The sequence below is a fragment of the Plantactinospora endophytica genome (genome assembly GCF_016862915.1).
In the GTDB taxonomy this organism is placed as follows: domain Bacteria; phylum Actinomycetota; class Actinomycetes; order Mycobacteriales; family Micromonosporaceae; genus Plantactinospora; species Plantactinospora endophytica.
Map to the genome: position 1 here is coordinate 40082 of NZ_BONW01000049.1, position 17694 is coordinate 57775.

Genomic DNA, 17694 nt, shown 5'->3' on the forward strand with positions numbered 1-17694 from the left:
AGGTCAGCGCACCATCGAGCCGACCACCGGCTTGGTCAGCAGCGCCGACTGGTTGCGCTGGATGCCGGGGTCGAGGGTGCGGGCAACGAAGATCGCGTGCCAGACGCAGAAGATCAGCACGGTCCAGATCTTGCGGGAGTGGTCGGCCTCGCCCCGCCGGTGCTCGTCGAGCAGCCGCATCGCGTACGACAGGTCGAGCAGCTCACCGGCGCCGGAGATGGAGAAGATGTGCCGGGCCCAGTCGTACATCTCGCCGGCCAGCCAGACCCGGGTCGGGGTCGGGAAGCCCAGCTTGCGCCGGTTGACGATGGCCGGCGGCACCACGCCCTGCAACGCCTGCCGCATCGCGTACTTCGTCGCGTCGGAGCGGGGCGGCAGTTTCAGCTCCACCGGGATGCCGGCCGCGACGTCGAAGACCTCCCGGTCGAGGAACGGCACCCGCACCTCCAGCGAGTGCGCCATCGAGATCCGGTCCGCCTTGACCAGGATGTCGCCGCGCAGCCAGGTGTAGAGGTCGACGTACTGCATCTTGGTCACGTCGTCCAGCTCGGTGCACTCGGCGTAGATCGGCGCGGTGACGTCGGTGTAGCGCACCGCCGGGTCGTACCGGCGCAGCAGGTGCTGCTTCTCCTCCTCGGTGAACATCCGGGCGTTGCCGTAGTAGCGCTGCTCGATCGGGGTGGTGCCGCGCTCCAGGAAGCTCTTGCCCTTGACCCCCTGCGGGATCGCCTTGGAGACCGCGCGTAGGCCCTTCTGCACCCCGCCGGGCAGCCCGTTCACCGAGCCGAGCGAGAGCGGCTCCCGGTAAATCGTGTACCCGCCGAAGAACTCGTCCGCGCCCTCGCCGGAGAGCACCACCGTGACGTGCTCGGCGGCCTTCTTGGCGACGAAGTAGAGCGGCACCAGGGCCGGGTCGGCGACCGGGTCGTCGAGATGCCAGACGATCTTCGGCAGCGCCTCCATCATGTCCCGGGGACCGATCTTGGTCGGGATGGTGGTCACCCCGAGGTGCCGGGCCGAGTCCTGGGCCACCTCGATCTCGGAGTAGCCGGGCACGTCGTACCCGACGGTGAAGGTGAGGATGTTCGGGTTGAACTCCCGGGCCAGCGCCACCACGGCGGTCGAGTCGATGCCGCTGGACAGGAAGCAGCCCACCGGCACGTCGGCCCGCATGTGCATCCGTACGCTCTCCCGCAGCGTCTCCCGGATTCGGTCGTAGAGCTTCTGCGGCTCCTGCACCGGGGCGGGCCGGAACACCGGCCTATACCAGCGGCGCACCTCGATCTGCCGCCCCGGGCTCCAGGTGAAGTACTCCCCGGAGCCGATCCGGTTGATCCCCTGGTGCAGGGTGCCGGGCTCCGGCACGTACTGCAACGTCAGGTAGTGCGAGAGGTTGGCGGTGTCCACCCCGGCGTCACCGGCGTGCGCCGACGGCGCGAACGGCAGCAGCGCCTTCTTCTCCGAGGCCAGGTAGACCCCGTCCCGGGTCTGGAGGTAGTGCAGCGGCTTGATCCCGAAGTAGTCCCGGGCGCCGAAGGCCCGCCGCTGCTGCCGGTCCCAGATCACGAACGCGAACATCCCGCGCAGCCGGGTCAGCACCTGCTCGCCCCAGTAGTGGAAGCCGGCGACGATCACCTCGCCGTCGCCCGCGGTGGCGAACTGGGCGCCGTAGTCCCGGGCCAGTTCCTCGCGCAGCTCGATGTAGTTGTAGATCTCGCCGTTGAAGGTCAGCAGGTAGCGCCCGTTCGCGTACGGCAGCGGCTCGTGGCTGAGCGCCACGTCGATGATCGACAGCCGCTTGTGTGCGAAAACGGCGTCGGTGTACCCGTCCGGGGTCGAAATCACCTCTACGCCGGTCTCGTCCGGTCCCCGGTGGTGCAGGCATTCCAGGGCACCGGCCAGGGCGTCGCGGTGTGCGCCGGCGTTGCCGTGCGCGCTGAAGAAGGCCAGGAGTCCGCACATGGCGGTCATCTTTCCACGCGGACCGGCCCGCTGTGCCGGCACCGCCACCGAGACCGACCGGTTCCGGCACGGTACCGTCGTGGCACGCCAGAAGCGCAGATCAGGTCAGCCGGACGAGGGACCGGATCGCCAGCCGGCCGGGACGATCGGATCGATCTCCCGCCCGCGTCGGAGATCGAACCTCGCGAGGACCGGGCCGGACGAGGGAGGAGCGGCGATGTCAGACGAACGCACCGACATCACGGCGGAGCCGGCCGAGGTGGGCGGACCCCGGACCGAGTCACACGACCCGGACTTTCCGGAGAGGTTCCTCGAGTTCATGCGGCAGGGCTGGCGGGACAGCACCCTGCCGGTCGGCCCCCGGCCGGAGGTACCCAACCACGCCAAGCGCCGGGCCGCGCTCTCCGCCGCCCTGCCCGGCGAGACCCTGGTGGTCCCGACCGGCCCGGAGCGGGTACGCGCCAACGACACCGCCTACCGGTTCCGTCCCGGCAGCGACTTCGTCTACCTGACCGGTGACCACGATCCGGACAGCGTGCTGGTGATGCGCCCGAACGGCTCCGGCCACGACGCGGTGCTCTACATGCGGCCCCGGTCGTCCCGGGAGACCGACGAGTTCTTCCGCAGCCGGGACGGCGAGCTGTGGGTCGGTCGCCGGCACACCCTCTCCGAGAAGTCCGTCGAGCTGGGCATCGAGACCGCTCCGCTGGAGGATCTGCCGGCGGCGCTGGCCGACTGCGCCCCGGGGCGGACCCGGGTGCTGCGCGGGCTGGACCCGTCGGTCGACGGCGCGGTGCGGGCGTACGAGCCGACGAAGGCTCCGAACGCGGAGGGCTCGGCGCCCCGGCTCGGCCGGGACCGGGAGCTGGCCGCACTGCTGTCCGAGCAGAAGCTGGTCAAGGACGAGTGGGAGATCGCCCAGCTCCAGGACGCGATCGACGCCACCGTACGCGGCTTCGAGGACGTCGCCCGGGTGCTGCCGGCCGACCGGCCGGTGAGCGAACGGCTGCTGGAGGGGGTCTTCGGGCTGCGGGCCCGGCACGACGGCTACGACGTGGGCTACAACTCGATCGTCGGCTCCGGCGAGCACGCCACGATCCTGCACTGGATCCACAACAACGGCATCACCCGCCCGGGTGAGCTGCTGCTGATGGACATGGGCGTGGAGGGGCGCAACCTCTACACCGCCGACGTGACCCGGGTGTTGCCGGTCGCCGGCACCTTCAGCCCGCTGCAACGCCAGGTCTACGACATCGTGTACGCCTCGCAGCAGGCCGGCATCGACTTCATCCGCCCCGGGGTGTCGTTCAAGGACGTGCACCGCACCTGCATGCGGGTACTCGCCGAGGGCCTCGCCGACCTGGGACTGCTGCCGGTGAGCGTGGACGAGGCGATGGACGAGAAGTCGATGGTCTACCGCCGGTGGACGCTGCACGGCTTCGGCCACATGCTCGGGCTCGACGTGCACGACTGCGCCAACGCCCGCAAGGAGAGCTACCGGGAGGGCACTCTCGGCGAGGGCTACGTGCTCACCGTCGAGCCGGGGCTCTACTTCCAGCCGGAGGACGAGCTGGTGCCGGAGGAGCTGCGCGGAATCGGCGTACGCATCGAGGACGACGTACTGGTGACGGCGGACGGCGCGGTCAACCTGTCGGCCGGGCTGCCCCGGCGCTCCGACGAGGTGGAGGCGTGGCTGGACGCCCAGCGCGCCGCCGGGTTCCGGCTGCCGGGCTGAGCTGACCGAGCCGGCGTCGCCGTCAGTCCGGGCACCGTCCCGACCGGCGGCGACGCCCGGCGTGCAAGGCCGTCGATCGTTCACGTTCGCTGTCGGCAGATCGCGACGGTACGATGGCGCTGCGTCGTCGCACCGGACAGCAGGAGAGGTGTGGTGCCCGGAAACTTCCTCGGCGAGCCGCCTCGCGCACCGACCAAGAGTGTGCTCAGGCTGGTCTTCGCGCTCGCCGGGGTGGTCGCCTTCGTCTGCGGCTACATCGGGCTCTCCCAGCACATCGGTCGGATCGGCGGCTACGGCAACAACCCGTTCGACCTGATCTACTACGACCTTCAGCTCTTCGTGCTCGGCGCGCCGCCGCTGGACGACGGCGGGCCGTTTCCTCCGCTGCTGGACTTCGCCCGGTTCGCCGCACCGGCCGTCACCGCGTACGCCGTGGTGGAGGCGTGCCGGCTGCTCTTCGCCACCGAGCTGCGCCGGCTGCGGGACCGCAACGCCCGGGGGCACGTCATCGTCTGCGGCGACGGCCTGGTCGCGGACACCCTGACCCGCCGGCTCCAGTCGGCCGGGCACCGGGTGGTGGCGGTCCGCTCCGACCTCATGACCCCGTCCGGCTCCGGCCAGGTGGCTCGGGCCGCCCGGGATCCGAGCGTGCTGCGAGGCGCCGGCATCGGCCGGGCCAGGGCCGTCTACGCCTGCACCGACGACAGCGCGACCAACGCCGCGATCGGGCTGGCGGCGGCCCGGCACGGCCGGTCCCCGCTGGCCGTCTACGCCCAGGTCGCCGACCCCGAGCTGTGCCTGGCGCTCCAGGCCCGGCACCTGGGACTGGCCCGGAACCCCGGCGCCCGGCTGGACTTCTTCAACATCGACGACCTGGCCGCCCGGAAGCTGTTCGCCGAGGACCCGCTGATCGCGGTGGACGGCCGGCCGCCCCGGGTGGTGGTGCTCGGCGCCACCGCGTTCGGCCGGGCCGTGCTGGTCGAGCTGGCCCGGCGGTGGCGGGTCCGCGATCCGCACGGCGCCCGGCTGGTACCGCTGGTCCTGGTCGACGAGGCGGCGACCGAGGCGGCGGCGCAGCTCACCCACCGGTACCCGTTCCTGTCCCGGGTCTGCCGGATCATCCCGCTCGACGGCGGGCTCGGCGACATGCTGGGCCACCTGCCCCGGGCCGGGTTTCCGCTGCCCCCGGACCGGGTCTTCATCTGCTACGACGACGAGGAGCGGGCGCTGAAGACCGCGCTCACCGCCGAGCAGCTCTGGCACGGCGGCCCCGGCTCGATGGTGGTCCGGCTGGACCGGCTGGCGAACCTGCGGGAGGCGTTCGGCAGCGGGTACGGCCTCGGCGTCCTCGACGACCTCTCCGGCGCGCTCCGCCTCTACGGCGTGGTGCACGCCGCCTGCGACCCGGCGCTGATCGGGGACGACCTGGTGGAACGGCTGGCCCGGGTGATCCACGAGAGCTACGTGGTGGCCCGGCGCCGGCACGGTGACCGGCCCGGCAGCAACGCCGCGCTGGTGCCCTGGGAGGAGTTGCCGGAGTCGCTGCGCCGGGCCAACCGGGCGCAGGCCAAGGACATCGGCCGGAAGCTGCGTGAGCTGGGCTGTGCCCTGTCGCCCCGGGTCGGGCCCGGCGACGAGCACGCCCTGGAGGAGCCGGAGTTCGAACGGCTGGCCATCCTGGAACACCAGCGCTGGCTGGCGGAGCAGGAGGCGAGCGGGTGGCGGTACGCGCCACACCGCGACGACGAGCGCCGACTTCATCCGGCGTTGAGCCCCTGGGAGGATCTACGGGAAGATCTCCGGGTGCGTAACCACGAGGCGGTCCGGGAACTGCCGGTCATCCTGGCCGACGCGGGCTTTCGGATCGTCCGCGTCGGGCACGCGTAACCACGAACGGACGGTGCTGGATGGCCCGCATCGGTGTCACCGGGCACGTAGTGCTCGCCGACGGCACGGCGGAACTGGTCTACGCCCGGCTCACCGAGGAGCTGCGCCCGTACGCCGGGCCGGAGCTGCACGGGATCACCTGTCTGGCCGACGGCGCCGACCAGCTCTTCGCCCGGGCGGTACTGGCCAACGGTGGGAGCTACGAGGCGGTGATCCCGGCCCGGGACTACCGGCAGCGGGCGGTACGGGTGCACAACCTGCCGGACTTCGACGAGTTGCTGCGCCGGGCCACCTCGGTGTCGTACATGCCGTTCCCTCGCGCGGGGCGGGAGGCGTACCTGGCGGCGAGCCTGGAGATGCTGCGCCGGTGCGAGCAGCTCTTCGCGGTCTGGGACGGCAACCCGTCGGCCGACATCGGTGACACCGCCGACGTGGTCCGGCTGGCGCACGCCCGGGACCTGCCGGTGACCGTGCTCTGGCCGGCCGGCGCCCGCCGCCGCTGACCCACGCCGTGTCCCGCTCCGCCCGACTTCCGCCCGCCCACCATCCCTGGCTGCGACGTCGACTGGACACGACCGAGGCGTCGAGCGGAGACGGCCGGAGCGTCGAGCGGACCCGGGCGAGGCGGGGCCAGGCCCCGGTCAGCGGCGGCTGACTGCGTCGTTGCCGGTGAGCAGGGCGCGGGCCAGCGGGGTGAGCGTGTGGTGGGCGGCCTTGCCGTGCCGGGTGGTACGCAGCAGGCCGGCGTCGCGAAGCACGCTGGCGTGCTGGGACGCCGACGGGGTGCTGATGCCGGCCCGGCGGGCCAGGTCGGTGGTGTTCGCCCCGACCAGGGCGGCCCGGAGCACCGCCGCCCGGGAGCGGCCGAGCAGCGCGGTCAGCGGGTCGCCGGTCGCCGCGCCGGCACCGAGGGCGTACGCCGGCACCGGCCGGTGGCCGGGCGCCCGACCGCCGAGGGTGCGTGGCCGGCGTACCGGATAGGCCAGCACCACCGAGTCCGGTGAGTTGCCGACCCAGAGCTGGCGGGCCGAGACCGACGGCACCAGCAGCAGGCCCGCGCCGTTCGGCCGCAGGTCGAGGTCGACGGTGGAGGTGACCGAGAGCACCGGGTTCCGCCAGGTCGCCCACGGGTCGAACATCGTCAGCAGGGCCTCCACGCCACCGGTGGCCAGCGCCCGGCTGCGCTCGTTGACGTCGAGCCGGACCACCGACTCCCAGGCGGACAGTTGCGCGGCGATCCGCTGGTCGTAGTAGCCGCGTACGGCCGCCGCCAGGCTTCGGGCCCGGCGTACCGAGGTGGTGAGCAGCCAGGCGAGTGCGCCCTGCATGGTCCGGTCCTCGGAGAGCGGGGGAAGCAGGTTCGCCGCGCCGGCTCCGGCCACCCCGGGCGGGACGCCGTCCGACGCCGCCCGCCGTCCGCCTGGCCCGGCACCGACCAGCTCGCCCGTCTCGCGCAGCCAGCGGGCGAGTTCCGCAGTGGACGCCTGATCGGGTACGCCGTCGGCCGGCACGCCGGGGGTTGCTGCTCCGTCGGCCGGTGTTCCCTCGGTCGAGCCTCCGTCGGTTGCCGCTCCGGGGGCCGGTGCTCCGGCCAGGCTGACGAAGACCTCGTGCAGCGGTAGCGGCGCGGGCGCGATCCGGGTCCGGGCGATGTCCTCGGGGCCCAGCCAGATCCGGATCATCACCACCTCCACGCCTCGTCCGCACCGTCCGCACGGCTGTCGTCTGCTCACGAGACGCGGTCGCCCCGCCGCCCAGTTGTCGCCTCTCCGGATGGTTTGGACCCAGTCAAAAGCATTGCCCGGACGGCCCGGTCGGCTCGTAACTGATGGCAGGAGCCGGCCGGTCCCGGCCCGGCCCGGCCGGACCGACGACCGTCGCGTCCGGCCTGCTCACCCCGCCGCGCCACGGCCACAACGGCACCGGCCGCCCGGTGCCCGCGGCGCGGCGCCGATGCGAAGGAGGCTTCATGCCGGTGTCCAGACGGATGACCTGGAGCGCGGCGGCCCTGGCCGTCGTACTCGCCGCGACGGGGTGCACTGGCGGCGGCGAGGACCCGAGCACCTCGGACGCCGACGCCGTGATCAGGATCGGCATCGCCGAACCGCAGCACATGATCCCGTCGAACGCCACCGAGAGCGCCGGGGCGCAGGTGCTGGCCGCCCTCTACACCCCGCTGGTCAGGTTCGACGAGAACAAGAAGCCGTTCGAGGTGGCGGCCGAGTCGATCGAGTCGGCCGACAACATCCTGTGGACGGTGAAGCTGAAGGGCGGCTACACCTTCCACAACGGCGAGGCGGTCACCGCCGACAGTTACATCAACGCCTGGAACCACGCGGCGTACGGGCCGAACGGCAACGGCGGGGCGTACTTCTTCGGCCAGATCGAGGGGTACGACGACCTCCAGTCGACGGACCCGGACGGCGAGGGTCCGCAGAAGGGCCCCGATCCGAAGACCCGGAAGCTGACCGGTCTGAAGAAGGTCGACGACCTGACCTTCACCATCGCCCTCTCCGGATCGTTCGCGGAGTTCGAGTCGGTACTCGGCTACCACGTCTTCGCCCCGCTGCCGAACGCCGCCTGGGCGTCGGACGGGGTGTTGAAGGAGGGCTTCGAGGACGCCCCGATCGGCAACGGCCCGTTCAAGATGAAGGGCAGTTGGCAGCACGACAGCCGGATCGAGGTCGAGCGGTACGACGCGCATCCCGGCCCGAAGCCGAAGGTCGGCGGCGTCGTCTTCCAGATCTACCAGCAGTTGACGGCCGACTACGCCGACCTGACCGCCGGAAACAACGACGTGACCCGGCAGGTGCCGACCGAGGCGCTGAGCAGCGCGGCGGCGGACCTCGGTGACCGGTTCAAGAAGAGCCCGCTGTCGTCGTTCCAGTTCCTCGCCTTCCCGACCTTCCAGCCCGAGTTCGCCAAGGCGGAGGTACGCAAGGCGATCTCGATGGCGATCGACCGGGACGAGTTGGTGAAGACGGTCTTCAAGGACTCGCAGACCTCGGCCCGCTCCTTCGTCTCCCCGCTGCTGGCGGGTGCCCGGCCGGACACCTGCGGCGAGGCGTGTCAGTTCGATCCGGCGAAGGCGAAGGCGGCGTACCAGGCGGCCGGCGGGCCGGCCAGGTTGCAGATCTCGTACAACGGCGACGGCGGCCACAAGGAGTGGATCGAGGCCACCTGCAACCAGATCTCCAACAACCTCGGGGTGGACTGCACCAGTACCCCGGAGACCAGGTTCGCCGACCTGTTGACCAAGGTGGGGGCGAAGACCCCGGTCGGGATGTTCCGGATGGCCTGGTCGATGGACTACCCGTCGATGCAGAACTACCTCGGGCCGCTCTACACCACCGAGGGGTCGTCGAACTACTACGGCTTCAGCAACGCCGAGTTCGACCGACTGGTCAAGGAGGGCGAGCGGGCGCCGAACCAGGAGGAGGCGATCAAGAAGTACCAGGAGGCGGAGCAGATCCTGGCCCGGGAGATGCCGGTGATCCCGCTCCGGTTCGGCCAGAACAACTTCGGCCACTCGACCCGGGTCAGCAACGTCGAGATGGACCCGTTCGGCCAGGTCGACCTGTTGAAGATCGAGGTGACCGGCTGACCGGTACCGGCGCCGGCTGAGTACCGGCGGACCCGTCGTACGACCCGTGCCGCAGCACTGCGCCGAAGCGGTGGTGCGGCACGGGTCGTACGGCGACTACCGGAGCCTCATCCCCCGCACTGCCAGGTGTAGTCGCCGGTGCCCTCGGAAGCGCTCGGCCCCAGATAGGCGCTGCCGACCAGCAGCCCGTTGTCGCTGATCACGTTGGCGTCGACCTTCCGTGGCCAGTCCTCCGCGCCCGGCGGGGTCGGCAACCGGCCGACGCTGCCGTCCGGCTCCACCAGCAGGAATCCGTCCTCCGGGGTCGAGACGATCGTCCGGCCTGTGCTGGTGACCGCCATGCCGAGGTTGCCCTGCGAGTCGATGTTCGGATAGACGTACATCGTGCCGGTGTGGATGTTCCAGCGCATCAGCGGAGTCGGCGACTGCGCGTCGCTGGCCGCGACGTAGCCGGCGACCCAGTCGCCACTGACGTGCCAGCCGGCCGTCCGGACAATGCCGGGCGGCATTTGCAGGTCGGCCGTAGTACCGTCCGGCCGCCAGATCCTGATCTTGTCGAACCCGTGCCGACCGACCACGGTGCCGTCCCGGGTCACCCCCACTGGGCTTCCCCCGTTCTCGGGGGTGCTCAGCGGCCAGGGTCCGCCGCTGCCGTCCGCCCGCCAGCGCACCGGCACGGCGCCGCCGCCGCCCCTCATCTCACCCTCCGGCGGCAACCGGTACGCGTGCCCGACGACGTCACCCTGCTCGGTGATCGCCGCGACGTGCGCCGCGTCGTAGCCGGGCAGCATCGGCAGGCGCTGGACCTGGCCGTTCCGGTACACCCAGCCGAATTCCCGGACCATCCCGTTGCCCGGGTTGTCGTTCCCGGTGCCCGCCACCACGCCCTCGGCGTTCACCACCGCCGCACCGAGCCGCGCGGGATTCGGCACCTTGAACAGCGTCGGCGTCTTCCGGTCCCACAGCACGTACCACCCGTCGGCGCTTCGCGGCCGCCGATCGGCCATGATCGCAGCGGCGCCGACGACAAACCGTCCGGTGGGGTCGATGCCCCTGACGTGCACCTGGAGGGTCTCGGCGGGCAGGGTCAGTGGACTGATCTTGCACTCCAGCGTGCGGTCGGTAACGGTGACCGGCACCGTCTCCACCTCCGCCGTGACGGTGCCGACCGGGCCGGGCGAGACGACCGGGGTGGGGCGGGCCGGCTCCGGCCGGGCCTCTCCGCTGCGCCCCAACACCGCCGTGGTCGCACCGACCACCCCGAGCACCGCCAACACCGCCGCCGTGGCCGCCGCCCCGCGACGGCGTCGCTCGGCCCGGCGCCCCTGCCGGACCGCCTCGCCGATGTCGGCCCGGCTCGGCGGCACCGTCGTTTCGTGCAGCAACGCGTGCAACGCCCGCGCCGTCCCCTGGTCCTCTTCGATAGACACGCTCGCCTCCTTCAGCGCTCTGCCGAGCGGATGCCGGACTGTGCCGGGCCGATGCCGGACTGTTGGACGTCGAGATGGCGACGCACCGCCGCCAATCCCCGAGCGGTGTGGCTCTTGACGTTTCCGGTGGAGGTGTTCAGCACCGCCGCCACCTCCTGCACCGACAGGTCGCAGGCGAAACGCAGCACCAGGACGGCCCGCTGTGCCCCGGTCAGCCCGCCCAGCAGCCGGTGCACTGTGTCCCGGTCCTCGACGCTGGCCTCCGGGCTCGCCGGCCGGTCGGGCGTCTCGAACATCAGCCGTACCCGGGCCCACGGTCCGCGCACTTCGTCGAGGTGCTTGCGGACCAGAATCCGGTGCACGTACCCGTCGAGGTTCTCGACCGACCTGGCCCGGCGCCAGTGCCGGTACAGCGCGGTGATGGTGGCCTGCACGATGTCGTCCGCACGATGCGCGTCACCGCAGAGCAGGTACGCGGTTCGGTGCAGCGCGGGCAGCCGTGCGGTGACGTACTCCACGTACTCGGTTTCGCCGTCGGCGCGCATGCCGCTCCCTTCTGGAGGCTCCGCCCCGGAAACGGCTGGCACCGGATCGGACGTTGCAGTCGGGAGGAGTCGGACTTGTCCCGGCGCGACTCGGACGCGTCGTGCCGGCGGGCGGGCCGGGGCGACGTTCAGGAGCGGCGCGGACGCCACTCGCCGTGGTACGGGCCACCGCGTTCGACCGGCAGTTGGGCGGACTCCGCCGCCGCGAGCAGGCGCTCGCCGAACGGGTCGGGCTGCTGGTGCGGGCGGGCCTCGATCCGCAGCCAGGCACCGTCGGTGGTCCGGAGGTGGTAGCCGAGCACCCTGCCGCCGAACAGCTTGCCCTCGGCGGCGACCCAGAGCACGATCCGGTCGATCTGGTGCCAGTACAGCGCCCGGGGTCGGCGGCGGGGTCCGTGCACCAAGCCGTGGCTGAACAGGTCGGTCCGGACCGTCTTCGTGGGCAGCACCAGCAGCGCCACCGGGACCAGCACGACCGCCACCACCACGAGCAGCAGCGCGACGAACGCCAGCCGCCGCACGGCGAACGCGTCGAGCAGCCAGTTGACCCCGACGGCGATGCCGACCAGGCCGGCGGCGCAGACCAGCACCAGGCCGAAGGTGCCGAGCGGGCTCTGCCCGGTCCGGGACACCAGGTGCTCGCCGAGCTGGTACCGCTCGGCCAGGCTGGCCACCCGGCGCGGTGGCACCTCGGGTCGCGCGGCCCGGTTGGTCCACTCCCTGCCCTTGGCCTTGACCAGTGCGAAGCTGCCGACCGCGAGGACGAGCCCGCCGCCGGTCAGCCCGAGCGCGGCGGGACCGACGCCGTCGCCGAACCAGGCCGTGCCGATTCCGCCGCAGCAGGCGAGCAGACCGACGCCGAGCGCCAGCAGGGCCAGGTAGCTGATCGCGGGCAGTGCCGTGGCCCGGGCGTCGCCGGACGCCGCGTCGTCGCCCGGCGGTGGGGTGATCGGCTTCTCGGACACCGCCGAATCCTACGCCGGGTGGGCTGGATGGACGTTCCACTGTGCTGGATGCCGCCGCTGCCGACCCGGTCCGTGCCCGACCTGCTGCCCGGCGAGTACGAAGACTCCGCCGGGACGGCGCCCGGTCGATAGGCTCCGGCCATGAGACCGGTCCGGTTGGCCGTCGCCGCCTGCCTCGCCCTGTCGATGTCGACGGCCTGCCAGACCGGTCCGTCCGTGACGGCCGGCCGCCAGTACACCTGCTGCCAGGGGCACGATCCGGAGGTTCCGTACCGGAGCGGTGATACCGTGACGTTGCGCTGGACCGTCCGGACGTTCGGCACCCCGAGCGGCCCACCGGAGACGGAACTCACCGCCCGGCTGACCGGCCCGTACCAGGACACGGCCGCGTTGAAGGCGACCGCCGACGCCCGGACGATCACCGGCGACGTCACGGTCACGGCGGAGCCGGTCAGGCCGACCGGGGCGCCCGGCGAGGAGCCGACCAGTGTCCTCCGGATCGGCACCGACGTTCCAGCCGGCCACTACAACCTGGTCTGGAGCGCGCGCGACAGCCGGGGCGGGCTGAGCGGCGCCAGCGTGGTCGAGGTGGTCGCGGCGCCCTGAACCAGCCGGTACCCGGCGCTGCGCGGGCCGGCGCCGTAGCCGCGGGCGAAATTCGGTTGCCCGGGTGTCGGTCGGGCGACACGGTGAACGGATGCTGACGCCGCCGGCCGATCTTCCCGATGCCCTGCTCCGGGCGACGCTTGTCGACGGGTGGGGATTCGAGGTCACCGCGTTGGAATACCGGGCGGTGGGCCGGGGCAGCCACCACTGGGAGGTCACCGACGGCGAAGGCGTCCGTCGGTTCGTCTCGGTGGACGAGCTGACCACCAAACGGCTCGCCCTGGACGACCCGCTCGACGCGGCGTACCACCGGCTGCGGGCCGCCCTTGGCACGGCGACGCGGCTGCGGGAGCACGGTCACGGCTTCGTGGTGGCCCCGATTCCCGGCCGGGACGGCGAGCCACTGGTCCGCACGGGTGACCGGTTCGGCGTGGCGGTCTACCCGTACGTCGCCGGGGAGAGCTTCCGGTGGGGCGAGTGGGAGTCGCCGGCACACCGTCGGGACGTACTCGATCTGGTTGTCGAACTGCACACGGCGTCGGCGGCGGCCCGGGGCCCGGCCCTGGTCGACGACTTCGCCGTCCCGCACCGGGACGAGCTGGAACTCGGCCTTCCCGGCACCGACGAGGTCCCCGACACCGGCCCGTACGCCCACCCCGCCGCCGCCCTGCTGACCGAGTACGCGGCACCGGTCCGCCGGCTGCTCGCCCGCTACGACGACCTCGTGCTGGCGGCGCGGGCCGAGCCGGCCCGGATGGTGCTCACCCACGGCGAGCCGCATCCCGGCAACACCATGCGGACCGGCGACGGCTGGCGGCTGATCGACTGGGACACCGTGCTGGTGGCACCGCCGGAACGCGACCTCTGGCTGATGGAGCCCGGTGACGGGTCGGTGCTGGCCGGCTACGTGGAGGCGACCGGGGTGACGCCGCGCCCGGAGATGCTGGAGCTGTACCGGAGCTGGTGGCACCTGTCGGACATCGCGATCGAGGCGAGTCGGTTCCGCGCGCCGCACACCGGCACCGAGGACGACGACGAGTCGTTCGGTATCCTCCGCGGAGTCCTCGACCACATCAGCACCCTGCCGGTCGGCCGGGCCTGAGCGGCGGATGGTGAGGGTGCGGGGATGGGGCGGCTGATGGAGCCTGCGGAGCTGATGGGCGCCGCGCTGGAGGTCGCCGAGGAAGGACTGGCGGCCGGGGAACAGCCGATCGGCGCCGTGGTGGCGTTCGGCGACGAGATCGTCGGCCGGGCGTACACCCAGGAGCGTGCCCTCCGGCGGCGGCTGGTGCACGCCGACCTGCTGGCGATGATCGAGGCCGACGAGCGGCTGGGCCGGCGGAAACGGGACCTGCCGCTGCGGCTGGCAGTAAACCTCGAACCCTGCGTGATGTGCCTCGGTACGGCGATGGCCCTCGGCGTGAACGAGGTCTACTTCGGACTGGAGTCGCCGAGCGACGGCGGAGCGGCGGTCGCGGCGGCGTGGCGCCCGGAGCCGCCGGTGCCGTGGTTCGCGGCCCCATCGGTGCTGGTCGGCGGAATCCGGCGGGAGGAGAGCCGGGAGCTGTTCCGCCGCTGGTGCGCGACCACGCCCGACTCCCCCGCCCGGCGCTGGGCAGAGACCCTGGTAACCGGGCCAGGCTGAGCGATCGCCTCGCCCACTCAGTCAACGCACCGAACCTCCCGGCTCACCGTCGCCGACCAGCCGCTGGTAGTGCACCCGAATTCCCGTCCAGTAGCTGCGATCGTCACAAGGATGTAGACGGCCGCAACGGCATAGGTTCAACCCCGCCTCGCGATGGATCATGAGGAAGGTATCGGCCAAGTCGATCTGGCGGTACGCGTACTCGCGCAGCGCCTCCGAAGTGTAAAGCGCCGCCGTCGACTTTCGAGGCTGCTCGTCGTCGCGGCACACCTGCTGACTCGGGTTCGCCGGCTGGCCCGGAGTCGCCCCGAGCTTCCGGCGTGCCACGGAGATCCACAGAATCGAGTCGGTGGACCTCCTCCCGCAAGCCGCGTTCATTCCCCGGATCGCCAAATGAGCGGGCCGGCAGGGAAAGGACTGCTGGTGGCTCCGACACTCGGCGTTGAGGCAGCGACCGTTGTCGTCTGGGCGATGCGTCTGCCAGAGCTTCCGGGCGAGCCGCCATACGATAGGTGATTCGCATTCTGGTGGTGGGTCGACAGGAGGGTTGACCACATCGAAAGGCATGCCCGGACCCTTCCGCCCAGAAGACCCGGCGACCATGGCAGCCAGCCATGTCACCTTGCCATGAGGCCACTCGACCCGCGCTGGTGAGCGCCCTACGATCCAGGGCAGACACCATGAGTAGTCACGCCACGACACGGGAGCCGCCGTGCTGCTCGATCCGCTTCGGATACCCGAAGAGGTGTGGTCCCGTCATGACGTCCGGGTCATGCTGGCGAACAGGGACATGGGTGCGCTGTTCCGCGTGCTCACCCGACTGGCCGGAGCCAGCCAGACCCGCATCGGGGCCGCAGTCGGCCTTGAACAGGGTTACGTCAGCCGGATCATGAGCGGCCGGAAGGTCACTTCGATCGAGGTGTTGGAACGAATCGCCGACGGCTGCAACATGCCTGATGAAGCCCGGATGACCATGGGCCTGGCACCCAAAGGAAATTCATGTCTTCCTGCCACGTCCTCTGATCCTGAAGAGAAGCAGGCTGAGCACGGCCCGGGTCAGTCGTGGCAGGCCAGCGTACGAAACTGTCTCGAACTGTGGCGAGGTGACGTGAACCGTCGAGATCTGCTGCGACGAACGGCATTCAGCTCCGCCGGGTACACCCTGCCGGCACTGCGCTGGTTCACGGCGCCAGATCCGCCCCCTCTCGCCAGGGACGGAAGCCGTAGCGTGGGCCAACCCGAGGTCGAGACGGTCAGGGAGTTGACAGCGACATATCGTCGGCTGGACAACCAGTACGGAGGCGGCCACGCCAGGAATACCGTGGCTCGCTATCTCAACCTGGAAGTCGCTCCACTGCTGACGGACGGTCGATTTGACCAGGCCACCGGTCGAGAGCTACTCAGCGCGACGGCGGAGCTGAGTCAGCTCGCGGGCTGGCAGGCGTACGACATGGCCGAACACGGCATCGCGCAACGCTATCTGACCCTTGCGCTCGACCTGGCACGGCATGCCGATGACGGCGGTCTCGGTGCAGAAGTCATCGCCGCGATGAGCCATCAGGCTACCTACCTCGGTCACGCCGCCACCGGCATCGACCTTGCCCGTGCCGCCCGCGAAGCCGCCCAACGCGCCGGCATGCCGGTTCTGGTCGCCGAAGCCCTCGTGCTGGAGGCGCACGCGTATGCCATCGGCCACGACGAACGCGCCTGCGCCCGTACTCTTCATCAAGCGGAGCAGGCACTCGACCGGGCCGATCGGGGCAGTGACCCGCAGTGGATCAGCTACTTCGACGAGGCGTACCTGTCCGCCAAGTTCGGACACTGCTTCCACACGTTGGGCCGGTACAGCCATGCCGAACGTTTCGCCGTCCGGTCACTGCGGATGAACCCCAGCTACGTGCGTGGCTACGGCTTCAACCTGTCGCTGCTGGCAAGCATCTACGCAAGGCAGGGCGAGGTCGATCGGGCATGCGTCGTCGGCAAGGAGGCCCTGACAAAGGCGAAAGATCTCCGGTCGGCGCGAGCGGTGCGCTACCTACGCGATCTCCAGGCGCTTCTCGCGGCGCATCGTCGCCGGCCCGGCGTACGACACTTCACCGATCAGGTCGACGCGGTCTTGGGCAGGCGGCGCTGACCCCCTACAACTCGCCTCTCGCGCTACGGGCCACTAGTTCGAGCACGGCAATGACGGTACCGGCGCCGACGATCTCGCCCCGCGACACGAGGTCTCGTGCCTCGTCGAGCGGGATCCACTCCACCTGCTCGGCCTCGTTGGCGTCCACTGGTGTACCGGTGAGTTCTGCCCGCCGAGCCAGGAAGAGCAGATTCTCCGCGTCGGCCATACCGACCCAGGGCTGAAACGACAGCAACGGCTCGACAGCCTCCGGCCGCCAGCCGGTCTCCTCCTCGACCTCTCGTACGGCGCACTCCGCCGGCTGTTCGCCGTCATCGACGTAGCCACCGGGAAGCTCCCATACCCACCGATCGAAAACGAAGCGGTGCCGACGCATCAGCAGCAGTCGCTGCTGTGCGTCCAGTACGGCGACCATCGCCGCGCTGGGTGCTCGGATCACGTACTGCTCGAACCGTACGCCGTCCGGAAGCTCGATATCCGCAATGCTCAGCCGCGCGCGCCGGCCGTCATCCACCAGCCGCTCTGCGTGCAACCGCCACTCGGTCGCCCCCGCCGCTCGTTCGTAGACCATGCCGTCAGTATCGACCAGCCCGACGTTCTCGACCGGCATGAGGCGACTGTCGTCCGCGACGCGCGCTCTCTTGACCTCAAGCGCGATTGACGTCCTACGTTGATCTTCATGAACACGCCGTACGTCAACGAGGCGACCCGCGAGGCCGAGATCGAGGCGATCAAGCAGGTGGTTGCCACGGTCGAGCACGCACAGAACAACGAGCTACCCGACGAATTCCTCGCCCTGTTCCGGGCCGACGCGATCTGGACGACGGGTGGCGGCAAGCGGCTCTTCGGCCTCGACGCGATCTCGTCGTTCACGCACCAGGTGCTCCCCGGTGCCATGCAGGGCCAGACGGTCACGTTCGAGCTGGAACACGTACTGTTCATCCGCCCCGATGTCGCGGCGGTCAAGCTTCGGCAGGTGTACCACACGCCCGACGGGCCGGACGTGGGTTCTCCACTGTGGATCCTGGCAAAGGAGGACGGCCAGTGGCGCCTGACCGCCAGCCAGAACATCGGCGTACCCGACGAGGAGTTGGCCTCCGTTGCCGGCTCGACGGCGACCGGTCGTCCCGTCTTCAACCCCGGCAGGTGAGCCCGGAGCCGCACGACCCATAAGCGGGTCC

16 protein-coding genes are annotated in these 17694 nt (G+C 71.1%); 9 read left to right on the plus strand and 7 right to left on the minus strand.

Features of this window, described 5'->3' with window-relative positions:
- Positions 1-3: 3 nt before the first annotated feature.
- Positions 4-1962, minus strand: coding sequence for an asparagine synthase (glutamine-hydrolyzing) (gene asnB / locus Pen02_RS39000; RefSeq protein WP_203871235.1), 1959 nt, complete (start codon positions 1960-1962; stop codon positions 4-6).
- Positions 1963-2179: 217 nt separating this feature from the next.
- On the opposite strand from asnB, the gene Pen02_RS39005 reads away from it, so the two are divergent.
- The 3 genes from Pen02_RS39005 (at position 2180) to Pen02_RS39015 (ending at position 6087) form a co-directional block, all read left to right on the plus strand.
- On the plus strand, positions 2180-3697 hold the full coding sequence (locus tag Pen02_RS39005) for an aminopeptidase P family protein (protein WP_203871236.1): 1518 nt from the start codon (positions 2180-2182) through the stop codon (positions 3695-3697).
- A gap of 153 nt (positions 3698-3850) precedes the next feature.
- A complete protein-coding gene (locus Pen02_RS39010) occupies positions 3851-5584 on the plus strand; it encodes a RyR domain-containing protein (RefSeq protein WP_203871237.1) in 1734 nt (577 codons plus the stop codon).
- Between the two features lie 20 nt (positions 5585-5604).
- The gene (locus tag Pen02_RS39015) at positions 5605-6087 is read left to right on the plus strand and encodes a hypothetical protein (RefSeq protein ID WP_203871238.1); all 483 of its coding nucleotides are present in this window, start codon (positions 5605-5607) and stop codon (positions 6085-6087) included.
- A 138-nt stretch (positions 6088-6225) separates the two neighbouring features.
- Here the strand turns inward: Pen02_RS39015 and Pen02_RS39020 are convergent, their stop codons facing one another.
- Complete coding sequence (locus Pen02_RS39020) at positions 6226-7266, minus strand: ArsR/SmtB family transcription factor (protein WP_203871239.1); 1041 nt, start codon at positions 7264-7266, stop codon at positions 6226-6228.
- A 287-nt stretch (positions 7267-7553) separates the two neighbouring features.
- Between Pen02_RS39020 and Pen02_RS39025 the strand changes: the two genes are divergently transcribed.
- Positions 7554-9188, plus strand: coding sequence for a peptide ABC transporter substrate-binding protein (locus Pen02_RS39025; protein WP_203871240.1), 1635 nt, complete (start codon positions 7554-7556; stop codon positions 9186-9188).
- A 107-nt stretch (positions 9189-9295) separates the two neighbouring features.
- Here Pen02_RS39025 and Pen02_RS39030 read toward each other — a convergent pair whose 3' ends face one another.
- The 3 genes from Pen02_RS39030 to Pen02_RS39040 all read right to left on the minus strand — a co-directional run bounded on the left by Pen02_RS39030 (position 9296) and on the right by Pen02_RS39040 (position 12128).
- Positions 9296-10618 carry a hypothetical protein gene (locus Pen02_RS39030; RefSeq protein ID WP_203871241.1) on the minus strand — a complete coding sequence of 441 codons (1323 nt, stop codon included), beginning with the start codon at positions 10616-10618 and terminating at the stop codon, positions 9296-9298.
- A gap of 11 nt (positions 10619-10629) precedes the next feature.
- The gene (locus tag Pen02_RS39035) at positions 10630-11163 is read right to left on the minus strand and encodes a SigE family RNA polymerase sigma factor (protein ID WP_203871242.1); all 534 of its coding nucleotides are present in this window, start codon (positions 11161-11163) and stop codon (positions 10630-10632) included.
- A 128-nt stretch (positions 11164-11291) separates the two neighbouring features.
- A complete protein-coding gene (locus Pen02_RS39040; RefSeq protein ID WP_203871243.1) occupies positions 11292-12128 on the minus strand; it encodes a hypothetical protein in 837 nt (278 codons plus the stop codon).
- 141 nt (positions 12129-12269) lie between these two features.
- Between Pen02_RS39040 and Pen02_RS39045 the strand changes: the two genes are divergently transcribed.
- The 3 genes from Pen02_RS39045 (at position 12270) to Pen02_RS39055 (ending at position 14379) form a co-directional block, all read left to right on the plus strand.
- On the plus strand, positions 12270-12734 hold the full coding sequence (locus Pen02_RS39045; protein WP_239141979.1) for a hypothetical protein: 465 nt from the start codon (positions 12270-12272) through the stop codon (positions 12732-12734).
- A gap of 91 nt (positions 12735-12825) precedes the next feature.
- Positions 12826-13836 carry a phosphotransferase gene (locus Pen02_RS39050; RefSeq protein ID WP_203871244.1) on the plus strand — a complete coding sequence of 337 codons (1011 nt, stop codon included), beginning with the start codon at positions 12826-12828 and terminating at the stop codon, positions 13834-13836.
- A 24-nt stretch (positions 13837-13860) separates the two neighbouring features.
- Positions 13861-14379 carry a nucleoside deaminase gene (locus tag Pen02_RS39055; RefSeq protein WP_203871245.1) on the plus strand — a complete coding sequence of 173 codons (519 nt, stop codon included), beginning with the start codon at positions 13861-13863 and terminating at the stop codon, positions 14377-14379.
- Between the two features lie 21 nt (positions 14380-14400).
- On the opposite strand, the gene Pen02_RS39060 is transcribed toward Pen02_RS39055, so the two are convergent.
- Positions 14401-14706, minus strand: a complete 306-nt coding sequence (locus tag Pen02_RS39060; RefSeq protein ID WP_239141980.1) for a hypothetical protein — start codon at positions 14704-14706, stop codon at positions 14401-14403.
- 385 nt (positions 14707-15091) lie between these two features.
- On the opposite strand from Pen02_RS39060, the gene Pen02_RS39065 reads away from it, so the two are divergent.
- Complete coding sequence (locus tag Pen02_RS39065) at positions 15092-16513, plus strand: helix-turn-helix domain-containing protein (RefSeq protein ID WP_203871246.1); 1422 nt, start codon at positions 15092-15094, stop codon at positions 16511-16513.
- Positions 16514-16517: 4 nt separating this feature from the next.
- Here Pen02_RS39065 and Pen02_RS39070 read toward each other — a convergent pair whose 3' ends face one another.
- Positions 16518-17084, minus strand: coding sequence for an NUDIX hydrolase (locus Pen02_RS39070; protein ID WP_203871308.1), 567 nt, complete (start codon positions 17082-17084; stop codon positions 16518-16520).
- A gap of 108 nt (positions 17085-17192) precedes the next feature.
- Between Pen02_RS39070 and Pen02_RS39075 the strand changes: the two genes are divergently transcribed.
- On the plus strand, positions 17193-17663 hold the full coding sequence (locus Pen02_RS39075; RefSeq protein WP_203871247.1) for an SgcJ/EcaC family oxidoreductase: 471 nt from the start codon (positions 17193-17195) through the stop codon (positions 17661-17663).
- The last annotated feature ends 31 nt before the right edge of the window (positions 17664-17694 follow it).